General features: G+C 46.5%; 11 protein-coding genes and 1 pseudogene. 10 read left to right on the top strand and 2 right to left on the bottom strand.

All coding sequences use genetic code 11. From position 1 onward, the window contains the following. Positions 1-12: 12 nt before the first annotated feature. Positions 13-1,380, top strand: a complete 1,368-nt coding sequence (locus PXH59_RS19560; RefSeq protein WP_285809821.1) for an MFS transporter — start codon at positions 13-15, stop codon at positions 1,378-1,380. A gap of 79 nt (positions 1,381-1,459) precedes the next feature. Here the strand turns inward: PXH59_RS19560 and PXH59_RS19555 are convergent, their stop codons facing one another. Then, entirely contained in the window at positions 1,460-1,951 is a 492-nt protein-coding gene (locus PXH59_RS19555; RefSeq protein WP_047766842.1) for a YajQ family cyclic di-GMP-binding protein, read from the bottom strand. A gap of 126 nt (positions 1,952-2,077) precedes the next feature. On the opposite strand from PXH59_RS19555, the gene panE reads away from it, so the two are divergent. Continuing rightward, positions 2,078-3,019: a 2-dehydropantoate 2-reductase gene (gene panE / locus PXH59_RS19550; protein ID WP_285809820.1), complete on the top strand. Its 942-nt coding sequence runs from the start codon at positions 2,078-2,080 to the stop codon at positions 3,017-3,019. After that, positions 2,970-3,071 (top strand): annotated as a pseudogene (locus PXH59_RS19545) (DJ-1 family protein); the annotation flags it as partial. The gene panE and the pseudogene PXH59_RS19545, both read left to right, overlap by 50 nt. An 83-nt stretch (positions 3,072-3,154) precedes the next feature. Here PXH59_RS19545 and thiI read toward each other — a convergent pair. Next, positions 3,155-4,603, bottom strand: a complete 1,449-nt coding sequence (thiI, locus tag PXH59_RS19540; protein WP_047766846.1) for a tRNA uracil 4-sulfurtransferase ThiI — start codon at positions 4,601-4,603, stop codon at positions 3,155-3,157. A gap of 252 nt (positions 4,604-4,855) precedes the next feature. Here thiI and xseB point away from each other — a divergent pair, with 252 nt between their 5' ends. From xseB to PXH59_RS19505, 7 genes are all read left to right on the top strand, one after another. Beyond that, positions 4,856-5,113 carry an exodeoxyribonuclease VII small subunit gene (gene xseB / locus PXH59_RS19535; protein ID WP_285809818.1) on the top strand — a complete coding sequence of 86 codons (258 nt, stop codon included), beginning with the start codon at positions 4,856-4,858 and terminating at the stop codon, positions 5,111-5,113. Positions 5,114-5,117: 4 nt separating this feature from the next. Further along, complete coding sequence (gene ispA, locus PXH59_RS19530) at positions 5,118-6,035, top strand: (2E,6E)-farnesyl diphosphate synthase (protein WP_047766848.1); 918 nt, start codon at positions 5,118-5,120, stop codon at positions 6,033-6,035. A gap of 108 nt (positions 6,036-6,143) precedes the next feature. After that, entirely contained in the window at positions 6,144-8,009 is a 1,866-nt protein-coding gene (gene dxs, locus PXH59_RS19525; protein WP_285809817.1) for a 1-deoxy-D-xylulose-5-phosphate synthase, read from the top strand. A 252-nt stretch (positions 8,010-8,261) separates the two neighbouring features. Beyond that, complete coding sequence (locus PXH59_RS19520; RefSeq protein ID WP_285809816.1) at positions 8,262-8,612, top strand: phage protein Gp27 family protein; 351 nt, start codon at positions 8,262-8,264, stop codon at positions 8,610-8,612. 209 nt (positions 8,613-8,821) lie between these two features. Continuing rightward, a protein-coding gene (locus tag PXH59_RS19515; protein WP_285808308.1) for an IS1 family transposase occupies positions 8,822-9,528 on the top strand; the annotation gives its coding sequence in 2 pieces (ribosomal slippage) (positions 8,822-9,071 and positions 9,071-9,528; 708 coding nt in all). 11 nt (positions 9,529-9,539) lie between these two features. Next, complete coding sequence (locus PXH59_RS19510; RefSeq protein WP_285809815.1) at positions 9,540-10,193, top strand: condensation domain-containing protein; 654 nt, start codon at positions 9,540-9,542, stop codon at positions 10,191-10,193. After that, positions 10,162-13,776 carry an amino acid adenylation domain-containing protein gene (locus tag PXH59_RS19505; protein WP_352232145.1) on the top strand — a complete coding sequence of 1,205 codons (3,615 nt, stop codon included), beginning with the start codon at positions 10,162-10,164 and terminating at the stop codon, positions 13,774-13,776. Before PXH59_RS19510 ends, PXH59_RS19505 begins: the two co-directional genes overlap by 32 nt.

Raw genomic sequence — 13,776 nt, 5'->3', positions numbered from 1 at the left:
TTTGAGGTATCCATGAACGATAATAAAATGACTCCGCTTGAACTTCGGGCAACATGGGGCTTAGGTTCTGTTTTCTCCCTGCGCATGTTAGGCATGTTCATGGTTCTGCCTGTTCTGACGACCTATGGTTTAGCGTTACGTGATGCGACTGAAGCGCTTATTGGAATTGCCATTGGCATCTACGGCTTAACACAGGCAATATTTCAGATCCCATTCGGGCTTCTTTCAGACAAAATTGGCAGAAAACCTTTAATCATCGGTGGACTTCTTATCTTCGCATTAGGCAGTGTTATTGCCGCTTTAAGCGACTCTATTTGGGGAATTATTATCGGGCGAGCTTTACAAGGTACGGGAGCAATCTCTGCTGCTATCATGGCATTAATTTCAGACCTGACTCGTGAGCAGAACAGAACAAAAGCAATGGCATTTATCGGCATTAGCTTTGGCATTACATTCGCTTTTGCCATTGTCGTCGGCCCTATTATCACCCACCAAATCGGTTTAAATGGTCTCTTTGGAGCAATTGCAATCTTGGCTTGCTGCGGGATACTTATCACACTATTTGCTGTACCAAATACACATAAGCATTTATTAAATCGTGAGTCAGGTATCGCTCGCGGCAGCTTCAAACGTGTACTTTTCGATCCCCAACTCATCAAACTCAATTTTGGTATTCTCTGCCTGCATACCTTATTGATGTCGAGCTTTGTTGCTCTTCCCCTTATTATGGAAAAAGTAGGTTTTCCGCCACAACAACACTGGAAAGTCTATTTAATTACTACACTTATCTCTTTTGTCGCCGTTTTACCTTTCATTATTTACGCAGAAACAAAACGTCGCATGAAGCAGGTATTTTTGCTGTGTATCGCTATGTTATTCATCGCTGAAGCTGTTTTATGGTTTCAGGGATCGCATCTTTGGGGGATCTTTGCAGGCATTCAAATTTTCTTCCTTGCATTTAATATCATGGAAGCTATCTTGCCTTCACTCATCAGCAAAGAAGCCCCTGCGGGTTACAAAGGCACGGCCATGGGCGTTTACTCGACCAGTCAATTCCTTGGCGTGGCTTTGGGCGGTTTCCTTGGAGGAATACTTTACGAATGGCAAGGTGCATCACTCGTCTTTATGGGAGGCATCGCGCTGACCGCACTCTGGTTTATTATCAGCCTGACTTTACAGCAACCCCCCTATGTCAGCAGCATCAGGCTCATTTTGCCAGAACAACTCAGCAACCCAGGGGTTTTGGAGAAAAAGATATTGGCGCAAGCGGGTGTAAAAGAGATTGTCATCGCACCAGAAGAACACAGTGCGTATATCAAAGTCGATACTAAACTAACCAATCGCAACCAGTTAGAACAACTTGTATTATCCCATCAATAGCTGGGATATTTATACCAAGTACGGTGTTGCCAAACACCGTACTATGATTAATTGTTCACGATTAGGATAATGACGGAAACTAATCGCGGAAATTAGTAAACTGGAAAGGCTGCCCCAATTCTGCACCACGAACCAATGCCATGACACTTTGCAAATCATCACGAGCCTTACCTGTTACCCGCACTTGCTCACCCTGAATTTGGGCCTGTACCTTCAACTTACTGTCTTTAATCATCTTCACAATCTTTTTCGCTAACGGCGTATCAATACCTTGCTGTAAGGTCGCTTCTACACTGTACGTTTTGCCGCTATGAACCATATTTTCAGGAATATTGATGACAGAACCATCAATTCCGCGTTTAGCAAACTTTTCACGCAGAATATCAACGAGTTGGTTCACCTGAAAATCAGACTCACTGGCAATTTTGATCGATTCATTCTTTTCGTTTAATTCAAAACTCGCGGGGACGTTACGAAAATCCCAACGATTGCTTAACTCACGCTGTGCGTTTTCTACTGCATTACGCACTTCTTGCATATCAACTTCAGAAACAATATCAAATGATGGCATTACCCGTCACCTCCGGCTAATCAATAAATCGGCATGATAACCGCTTTCCATTATTGGCAAAAGCTCTATACTCGGGAAGCTCAACGATCTTTTTGCGATTATCCTATGTTCAGATCAGGAAGAAATATGAAAATAACTGTTCTTGGCTGTGGTGCTATAGGTAAACTTTGGCTTGCCGCCTTATCCCAACAGAACCATAGTGTTCAGGGATGGCTAAGGGTCCCACAGCCTGTTATTTCCGTCCAGATCGAAAACTTTAATGGTCAGGCTTTTAATCAACAGTTTCCTGCCAATGACGAGAAACACCTTGCTGAAAGCAAACTACTTCTCGTTTGTTTAAAAGCGTGGCAAGTCTCTGACGCAGTCAATCACCTTGCTGACAAACTGTCTCCCCATTGCCCAATCCTGTTATTGCATAATGGCATGGGAACCCAGGAAGAATTTACACCTCTGCCCAACCCCATTTTACTTGGCGTAACGACACATGGAGCCTATCGAAAAAATAACATCGTGTACTATAAGTCACATGGGATGACTCATATTGGTGCCATCACAGCCAATACCACCAAACTTAGCGCTCTGGCCGATATTTTACACAGCGCCCTGCCCGATGTAGCATGGCACAATGAAATACAGGCTATCAGTTGGATGAAACTTGCCGTCAACTGTGTCATTAATCCTCTCACCGTCATCTATGACTGTAAAAATGGTGACTTACAGCATCACCGGGCACAAATACAGGCATTATGTGACGAAATTTATCAGGTTATGAAACATGACAATATTCATACCACCAAACAAACCCTGCTCGATTACGTCATGAACGTAATCGAGCAAACCGCTGAAAATTACTCATCCATGCTGCAAGATATACGGGCACAGCGACATACAGAAATAGACTACATCACCGGTTATTTAATACGTCAAGCCCGCACTCATGGTTTGTCTGTCACCGAAAATACCACTGTTTATCATTATATTAAGCGCAAGGAGGAAGAATATGAACACCTCAGCCCTTATTTGTCTCGCTCACGGCAGCGAAGAGATCGAAGCTGTTACGACGATTGATTTACTCGTTCGGGCGGGAATTCATGTTACCGTAGCCAGTGCAGAAACTGATTGAATTGTTGAAAGGGAAAGAAGATACGACATAGGCTGCTTATCGGATCGATTCCGTAAGCAGCCTTGGGCCTTAAAGGCAAATTAAGGTCGATACACCTTAACATTGCCGAAGCCTTGTTCACGCAGATAAAGTGCCTGTAAACGGCTCATCACACCACGCTCACAATACAGCAGATAAGTTTTTTCTTTCGGCAAATCACCAAACTGGGTGCCCAGTTTATAGAAAGGCAATGACTGAATTTCAATACCTTCTATATTTAACGGACGATTATCCTGTTCATCGGGAGAACGGATATCCAATAACACATCATTAGGGGAAAGTGCAGATACCATTTCCACTTCCACCACTTGCTCACTGGATTGCTCTGCAATCTGGCGGATATCCAGATTCTGGGCTTCACTCACCACGCGTTCTAAGATGTCAAAGTCAAAATTGTTTTCTTCTGCTTCAATTTTGGCTTTAACGGCTTTCACTGTCGGGCTTTTCGAGATAACCCCACAAAATTCCGGCATCGTACGGGCAAAATCTTCGGTGCCAATCTCACGAGCCAGCTTAATAATGTGCTCTTTATCATGGGAAATCAGGGGACGGAGGATCAACGTATCTGAAACATTGTCAATCAATCTTAAATTCGTCAAAGTCTGGCTGGATACCTGCCCCAGTGCTTCACCGGTTACAATTGCCTGCACACCGTAGCGTTCTGCAACTTTAGAAGCCGCTCTGACCATCATTCTTTTCAGCACAACCCCCATCTGCCCGTCATCAACTTTTTCCAGAATTTCAGCCACGACAGGTTCAAAATTCACAGCAACGAAACGGACCTTATGTGAGCTGCCAAACCGGTTCCACAAATAATGGGCAACCTGCTTTACGCCAATTTCATGGGCTGCGCCACCAAGATTAAAGAAACAGTAATGCACACGGCAGCCACGACGCATCAACATATAGCTGGAAACGCCGGAATCAAATCCACCGGAAATCAATGACAGTACATCTTCCTGCGTACCGATAGGAAATCCACCAATCCCTTCATGACGGGCTTTCACCAGAATCAGCTTATCCTGATCAATTTCCAGATTCACGGTGACATCAGGCTTGGTCAGTTTCACCTTGGCTGATTCAATATGCTGGTTCAAGCCGCCACCAACATAGCGCTCAACTTCATTGGAAGTAAAACTGTGTTTACCACGGCGCTTTACGCGAACACAAAATGTTTTACCATTCAGTAAATGCCCGTAAGTTTCGTAGGTTTGTTCAAAGATATGATGCAGATCACGAAAATCCCGCTCTTCTACTTGCAGGATATGGTGAATGCCTGGAATGCGTGTCAGTGCATCACAAATTTCCGCACCGAGGTTATCATCCTTAACCCGAACTTCGATATTATCCCAATGGCGAACCACAGCAATGCCTTCTCCGAAGGTTTTCAGCACATTGCGGATATTGCTGGCAAGAATTTTAATAAAGCGCAACCGGACAGTCTGGCTCTTAATCGTAATTTCTGGGAATAATTTAATGATAAACTTCATAGTAAGATATAGTAGTCATTCAATGTTGAACTATCATCAACAATAGCAATGATTGTTCTTAAGTGTTCAGTTGGATAGGGCGCAGAGTATAACACCATCTGGCTTATCACCTGTAAAAAATCGACTGCAAAAACCGACTATAAAAAAATAGTGGTAACACATGATTTATTTTTCTTGGTGTAGTAGGGTACTCTGCAATTCTGTAACGAACTCGCTTTGCTAATTCGTTAAATAACCATATGTTAAGTCATTATGTCTAAAGCAAATCAAACATCAACAACCGAACACATGCCAACATTCGAGACCTCTCTTAAAGAGCTGGAGGACATTGTTATTCGGCTGGAATCCGGGGAACTCCCATTAGAAGATGCGTTGAATGAATTTGAACGTGGTATTCAACTTGCAAGACAAGGACAGAAAACGCTTCAACAGGCAGAACAACGAGTGCAAATTTTACTGAACCATGATGCACAGTCGCCTCTTGATGAATTTTCGTCCGATGCTGAGTAAATTTATGTCTGAACAATATAATGTTCCTTTTGAAGAAAGATTGCGCACTTGTCAGCAACATATTAATGACAAATTGATGGCAATATTTTCTTCATTGCCCTTTTTAAACAGCCCATTAGGTACAGCAATGCAATATGGTGCAGTACTGGGTGGAAAACGGCTACGGCCATTTTTAATTTACAGCGTGGGAGAAATGTTTGGTCTCCCTAAAAAGAGTCTGGATGCCGCCGCCCTCTCGATAGAGTGCATTCATGCCTATTCATTGATCCATGATGATTTACCCGCAATGGATAACGACGATTTACGCCGTGGGCAACCTACCTGTCATCTCAAATTTGGTGAAAGTCAGGCGATTTTAGCGGGTGATGCATTACAATCACTGGCCTTTGAAATTCTGGCAAAACAGGATATGCCCAGTGTGTCCCTATCCGATCGCCTTGCGATGATCGCTGAACTGGCAAGTGCCAGTGGCTTTGCCGGCATGTGTGGTGGGCAGTCGCTGGATTTGGCGGCAGAAGGTAAACAGATCGATCTTGCTTCACTGGAACAGATCCACCAACATAAAACCGGTGCATTAATACGTTCAGCCGTCCGATTAGGCGCTTATAGTGCGGGACAACGTGGCCGTGAAGTTCTGCCGTTACTGGAGCAATATGCCCAAGCCATCGGCCTGGCATTTCAGGTACATGACGATATTTTGGATGTCATTGGCAATACTGAAATTATTGGCAAGCGTCAGGGCAACGATCAGCAACTCGGCAAAAATACTTACCCTGTATTATTGGGTTTAGCACAAGCCCAACAAAAAGCCAGAGATCTGTATGAAGAAGCGCTCGACGCCCTTACAGAACTGGAAAAACGGTCATATGACACCGCAACCTTAAAGCAACTGGCTGGTTTTATCATTGAGAGAAACAGCTAAAGAAACCGGTAAAGCGTCTTACGGGGTGAACCTAGAAATTACACACGGATAATAACAAGGTTCTTACTATTTAACTTTTACGGATATAGCATTTTACACAGGCATAGCATGAGCATTGATATAGCGAAATATCCAACATTGACATTGGCTGAGACTCCAGAAGAGCTTCGCCTGCTACCCAAAGAAACCTTGCCAAAGTTATGCGATGAACTGCGTCAATTTTTGCTGAACAGTGTCAGTCGCTCCAGTGGTCACTTTGCTTCCGGCCTTGGCGCTATCGAATTAACCGTCGCACTCCACTATGTTTATAAAACCCCCTTTGACAATTTAGTCTGGGATGTTGGTCACCAAGCCTACCCGCACAAAATTTTGACTGGACGCCGTGATCGCATTGATACCATTCGGCAAAAAAATGGCCTTCATCCCTTCCCGTGGCGGGAAGAAAGTGAATATGACACCTTGTGTGTCGGTCACTCATCCACCTCAATCAGCGCTGGCTTAGGTATGGCGACGGCTGCCAAACACGAGGGCAAAGGCCGCAAGACAGTATGTGTTATTGGGGATGGTGCCATTACGGCGGGCATGGCTTTCGAAGCGATGAACCATGCTGGCGATATCGATCCCGACATGCTGGTTATTCTCAATGACAATGAAATGTCTATCTCTGAAAACGTGGGGGCATTGAATAACCATCTGGCACAGATTCTGTCAGGCAAACTGTATACCACCCTGCGTGAAAGTGGCAAAAAAGTGTTTTCCAACCTGCCTCCAATCAAAGAATTATTGAAAAAAACGGAAGAACATCTGAAAGGCATGGTGGTTCCCGGAACGCTGTTTGAAGAACTTGGGTTCAACTATATCGGGCCGGTTGATGGTCATGACGTACTGGCGCTAACCCAGACTTTGAAAAACATGCGCGAACTGAAAGGGCCACAATTCCTGCATATCATGACAAAAAAAGGTCGTGGTTATGCCCCAGCGGAAAAAGATCCTATCAGTTGGCATGCCGTCCCCAAATTTGATCCCTCAACGGGTTCTTTGCCCAAAAGCACAGAGACTCGCCCGACATTTTCCAAGATCTTCGGTGACTGGCTGTGTGAACAAGCCGCTCATGATAAAAAACTGATGGCGATCACCCCAGCCATGCGCGAAGGTTCCGGTATGGTGCGCTTCTCCCGCGAATATCCTGAACAATATTTTGATGTCGCAATTGCCGAGCAGCATTCTGTCACCTTTGCTGCGGGTCTGGCTATCGGCGGCTACAAGCCTATCGTCGCCATTTATTCCACCTTCCTGCAACGCGCTTATGATCAGGTGATCCACGATGTCGCCATCCAAAACCTGCCTGTCTTATTTGCCATCGACCGTGGCGGCATTGTCGGTGCAGATGGTCAAACCCATCAAGGGGCTTTTGATCTTTCTTTCCTGCGCTGTATCCCGAATATGGTGATTATGGCTCCCAGCGATGAAAACGAATGCCGCCAGATGCTGCATACCGGATATCATTATCAAGCAGGTCCTGCTGCTGTTCGTTATCCTCGCGGCACAGGGACAGGCGCTGAACTCCAACCGCTGGAAACACTGCCAATCGGCAAGGGCGTAATCCGCCGTCAGGGAGAGCGCATTGCGATCCTTAACTTTGGCACATTATTAACCTATGCGCTGCAAGCGGCTGAAGCCCTGAATGCAACCGTTGTGGATATGCGTTTTGTCAAACCGCTGGACAAAGATCTGGTGCTGGAAATGACAGCCAGCCACGAACTGCTGGTAACCTTGGAAGAAAACGCCATCATGGGTGGTGCAGGCAGTGGGATTAACGAATTGCTGATGCAGGAAAAGAGGTCAGTTCCCGTATTGAATCTGGGTTTACCCGATGACTTTATACCGCAAGGAACACAACAAGAGCTGCACGCTGATTTAGGGCTGGATGCGGCGGGTATTCAAAATAATATCGAGAAATATCTGGCTAAATAACCTCTCATCATGGATGGGGGTTCAATAAAAACTCCCATCTATTTTGCTGCCTATTTTGGGACACGTATTCGAAATATTGATTTGTTTTAAATATAATATTCCCTTTCGATAAAAGTCCCGATGTTATGAACCACAAAGAATGAGAAACAAAGATTATAAGGAATTGGCGGAAATTTATTGTAATAAGTGGGTATTGCAATTTTAAATTAAATCGGGATAATGCGGAAAAATGTGAAATTAAAGGATTCGGTTATGTCTGGTAGAAAATCATTTGCATCGCAACTTCCTTCCGAAATTATTGCAGAACTACACCAGCGTATTAGAGCTGCCCGCTATGGCGAGCATGAATCTCTAGTTAGTTGGTTGAAGTCATTAGGTTACTCAGCTTCGCGCTCTGGCATGCACCGCTATACTACACAATTGAAACGTAAAGACGGGTATCAAGGCTCTGCGGGTTCATTTGTCTTAGAGGCTGCTTTAAACGACGCACCTACGAGAGATCATAATCTTGTGGCCTTATATCAAGAGCTGGGGGAGCTTGAATATCGAAGAGCATTATTAATTGAACGGATTCGGGAAATAACGGAATCGAAAATTTATTAATTGCTTTTTTAATGTTAGCCAAGGGATTATTAACCAAAATGAGAAAAATTTTGAATTAGACGTTTTTGATTCACATATTTTGGTAAATGTAGGGCGTGCACGATCATCTGTTTAAATCATCTTTAAATACCTTTTAGCTAATGGGCCGGTCATGCTTCCAATCATTAGATTGTTGTAGTAAACTCCCCACTTTTTATTACTGGTGAGATATGGCTAAAGTTGATGTGGTTTGTCGTTACTGTCACAAAGCGGAAGAGGTCAAAGGGCATGGAAAAGGAAGCAGCGGACATCAGCGTTATCACTGTTATGCCTGCCGTAAAACCTTTCAACTGAATTACACCTACCAAGCCTGCAAACCCGGAATGAAAGATCAGATTGTGGATATGGCTGCGAATAATGGCGGTATCAGAGACACCGCTCGTGTCCTGAAGGTGGGTATCAACACCGTTCTTCGTACCCTAAAAAACTCGAACCCAGACAGGTAACTACACTGCCGCTGGCCGCAAATAATATTCATATTATCTGCGAAATTGATGAACAATGGTCTTTTGTCGGTAACAAGAAGAATCAGCGCTGGCTTTGGTATGCCTGGGAACCGGAGCAAAAGCAAATAATCGCGCACGTATTGGGGGATCGCAGCAGGAAAACACTGAGCAAATTGCTGGCACTTCTGGCTCCTTTCGAAATTCAATTTTTCTGTACCGATAATTATGCCGTTTACGATTGCCTTTCTGAGGAAAAACACTTTAGAGGGAAGAAATTTACTCAACGTATCGAAAGAACCAATCTGACCTTACGTACTCGCATCAAGAGACTGAATCGGAAAACGATCTGTTATTCCAAATCCGAAGAAATGCATGACAAAGTGATAGGCACTTTCATTGAGCGTGAATACTATCTTCCAAAGGTTATCTAACTATTGGGTGCATGACCCCTTTTGAGAAAGTCGTAGAGCTGATTAATCCTGAGCGCAGTACTCGCCATACACCGCTGTTTCAGGTGATGTTTAGCTGGCAGGCGAAAAATAATGAGCAGCAACTGCAGTGGCCTGATGTCAGGTTACAGCACTATCCGCTCGACAATGCCTACAGTAAATTTGATCTAGAGCTACAGCTCAGCGAGAGCGAGACAGGTATCACCGGAGGTGTGAGATATTCAACGGCGCTATTTGAACGTGCCACCATCGAGCGTTATATGGGGTATTTTCTGCGCTTGCTGGAAACTGCATTGGCCGCGCCGAAGCAACCACTTTCGACCTGCGCGCTATTGACGGCCGAGGAAACCCGGCAACAGCTTTACGATTTCAATGATACCAGACAGCCTTACCCTGAAAATGTCTGTATCCATCAGCTTTTTGAGCAGCAGGTTAGTAAGACGCCCGAGGCCATTGCGCTCCGTTATCATGACCTCAGCCTGAGCTATCAAGAGCTAGAGAGACAATCCAATCAACTGGCACATTATCTTATCCGGCACGGGGTTAAACCTGATACCCCGGTTGCGCTTTGTGCCGATCGTAGCCTGATGATGGTGGCCTCGATCCTCGCGATTAATAAAGCTGGGGGGGGCTTATGTTCCCTTTGATCCTGACTACCCGCAGGAACGCCTGGGTTGGATGCTTGAGGATGCTGCGCCCTCTGTAGTGTTGATGGATAGAGCGGGAAGTGAGGTGTTACGTTCACTCGCTACGAATGGGGTGATGCTGGTCGATTTAGAGACTCCAGCTGTCTGGCAAGATGAAGACGATTGTCGCCCCCAAATTAATGGATTAACGCCGTCAAACCTGGCTTATATCATCTATACATCGGGATCGACCGGCAAACCTAAAGGCGTGTTAAATCAGCATGGAGCTCTGGTGAACCGCATTCACTGGATGCAGCAGGCATTGCCGCTCTCATCTGACGATATTGTCTTGCAGAAAACACCGTTTAGTTTTGATGTTTCCGTGTGGGAGTTCTTCTGGCCGTTATTAACGGGTGCCTGTCTATCGATTGCAGAGCCAGAGGGACATAAAGATCCTGACTATCTGGTGGCGCAAATCACGGCACAGCAGCTGACGACATTGCATTTTGTGCCTTCCATGCTGAGCTTATTGTTAGAGCACCCTCAGGTCAGTCACTGCACCAGTTTGAAGCAGATCTGTTGTAGCGGAGAAGCCTTACCGGCTGCCTTACTCAAAAAGTGCCAAACCTTGTTACCTCATACTCAAGTTCACAATCTGTATGGGCCTACTGAGGCCGCCATTGATGTCACTTTCTGGACTGCTCCGCCAGCCTGGCAGGAAAGCCAGGTCCCGATAGGGAAACCTATCGCGAATACGCAAATTTATCTATTAGATCCTCATTTGCAACCCGTACCGCTCGGAACCGCTGGAGAGATCTATATCGGTGGTGTGGGGGTGGCGCGCGGTTATCTCAACCGAGCAGAGTTGAATCAGCAGCGTTTTATTCCCGATCCTTTCAGCGAAAACCCAGAAGCACGGCTTTACCGGACGGGGGATTTTGGGCGTTTTCAATCAGATGGTACCTTGCATTACCTCGGCCGTAATGACAATCAGGTGAAGCTACGCGGTTTACGCATTGAGCTGGGCGAAATTGAAGCCAGCTTGAACCGCTTGCCTGAGATCAAAGAGGCTGCCGTGATCGCTCGTGAAGATATTCCCGGTGATATTCGCCTGGCGGCTTATCTGGTAACAGAAGAAGCGGAGGCAGAGTTGAATATTGCCCATCTCCGTGAGGCACTGGCACTTAGCTTGCCAGAATATATGCTGCCATCGGCATTTGTCGTACTTCCTGCCTTCCCACTGAGCAATAATGGCAAGCTTGAGCGTAAGGCGTTGCCTGTACCCAATGAGACAGCCTACTTGCGTGCGGAGCAGAAACCGCCACGTGACGGTATAGAGCAAGAGTTGGCGCAGATTTGGCAGCAACTGCTGGCTGTTGACAAGATTGGGCGGCACGATGATTTTTTTGCGTTGGGCGGTCATTCACTGCTGATGGTTCGTTTACGGACGCAAATACAAGAAAAACTGGGGCTAAAGCTGGCACTGACGACGCTCTTGCTCCATAGCACACTGGCTGATCAGGCTGCCCAGTGCCTTTCTTCGTCTGTAAACGCTTCTGATGAACTCGCATTATTGCCTGTTTCCCGTCAGGGAAAAATACTGCCTTCGCTTGCTCAACAGCGACTCTGGTTTTTGTCACAAACCGAGCAGGGTAATTTGGCCTATAACATGCCGGTGGTCATGACCTTAACGGGTGCTTTAAACAGTGAAGCATTGGCGACCAGCCTAAATTTGCTTTTTGCTCGCCATGAGAGTCTACGCACGTACTTCCGTGAAGAGGAAGGGCAACTTCTTATTCGGTTGTTACCTGCGGAGCAAGGTATGCCGTTGCAACAATATGATCTGCGGCAAGAAGCGGATCCCGATGCGCTGGCAAGCGACTATTTACAGACCGAACTCTCGCAACCCTTCTCTCTTTCCAATGGGCCATTGATCCGTGCTCTGTTGGTCCGATTGTCGGATGAACGTTGGTTGTTTGTCTTAAATCAACATCACACGATTTCTGATGGTTGGTCGTTGGATATTATCGCCCGTGAGTTGAGTGCGGCGTATCAAGCGCAAATACAAAATGATGTGCAGCAACTTCCACCATTAGAAATTCAATACCCTGATTTTGCGCATTGGCAGCGTGAATCTCTGGTCGGAGATAAGCTCAATACACAACTTAGCTATTGGCAGCGGAAACTTGCCGGCATACCTGAACTGCTGTTATTACCCACCGATCGTCCTCGCCCTAAGCAGCAGGATTTTAGCGGTAATGTCTATCACTTTGCGTTAGATAAAGAACTTAGCCAACAGGTCATGCAGTGCAGTAAACGTCATGGTGTAACGGCTTTTACTTTCCTGATCAGTGCGTGGGCCGTTTTGCTGTCGCGCTTGTCCGGACATGGCGACATTTTGATCGGGACGCCTGCGGCCGGTCGTAATCAGGCAGAATTAGAATGCATCATCGGTCTTTTTATCAACACGCTAGTGTTACGTTTTGATATTACAGAACCTCTTTCAGTGCATGAGTTGCTGAGGCGTAATCATCAATTGCTACTGGAGGCTCAGGAACATCAGGAATTGCCGTTCGATAAGCTGGTCGAGGTCGTGAACCCTGAGCGTAATATTGCCTACACACCAATTTTTCAGGTTATCTTCAACTGGCAGCAAGGTGCAGGGCAACAACTGACGCTACCTGGAGTGAATGTTCAGCATTATCAAAGTAGTAGCAACCGGATTAAGGTTGACCTTGAACTGAACCTTTTCGAGAACGAAGGACAGATCCGTGGGAGTTTCAACTATGCAACGGCTTTGTTCGACCCAGCAACGCTCGCGCGTTGGTCACAATACTATACGCAGCTATTAACAGGGATGGTTGCAGAGCGTGATGCCATTGTTAACCGTATTAGCCTGTATACGGAGCAGCAAGCTCAGGCGTGGCGACAATCCTTCAAAACGGATGCCATCGCTATAGATCCTACTACCCCTTCCATCGTGTCACAGTTCGAGTCACGGGCCGCCAGTACGCCAGATGCCATTGCCCTGCACTCCCCGCAGGGCACCCTAAATTATCGCGACCTGAATGAGCAAGCCAACCAGCTGGCACACCACCTGCAAACCCTCGGCGTGGAGGCCAACAGCCGGGTGGCGATTTGTGTGGCGCGGGGCCTGCCGATGGTTGTCGCGCTGCTGGCGATATTCAAAGCCGGCGGGGCTTATGTTCCGCTGGATGCCGATTATCCGGTAGAGCGCCTGGGCTATATTCTGGCGGATGCCGCCCCCCTTCTTCTGATTGAAGACAGCGATGGTCACCGGGCGTTAAGTCAGGCAGAGGCCCTCCCTGAGATGAGACGTTTACGGTTAGATGCCGACGAACCGGCCTGGCACGATGCGGCCAGGAGCAATCCGGTTGCGACGGTGGGTGCCGATAACCTTGCCTATATGATTTACACCTCTGGCTCAACCGGGAAACCGAAAGGGGTCAGGGTGCTTCATCGTGGTTTACTCAATCACACGCGCTGGCAGCATGGGGCGTTTGCTCTGACGGCCGATGACCGTTTTCTCCAGCGCACGTCCATCAGTTTTGATGCCTCCGTCTGGGAGCTCTGGACCCCCTGA

Source organism: Xenorhabdus bakwenae (assembly GCF_030272115.1).
In the GTDB taxonomy this organism is placed as follows: Bacteria; Pseudomonadota; Gammaproteobacteria; order Enterobacterales; family Enterobacteriaceae; genus Xenorhabdus; species Xenorhabdus bakwenae.
The sequence above is the reverse complement of the archived record's forward strand: the minus strand, read 5'-3'. Positions and strand labels throughout refer to the sequence as shown.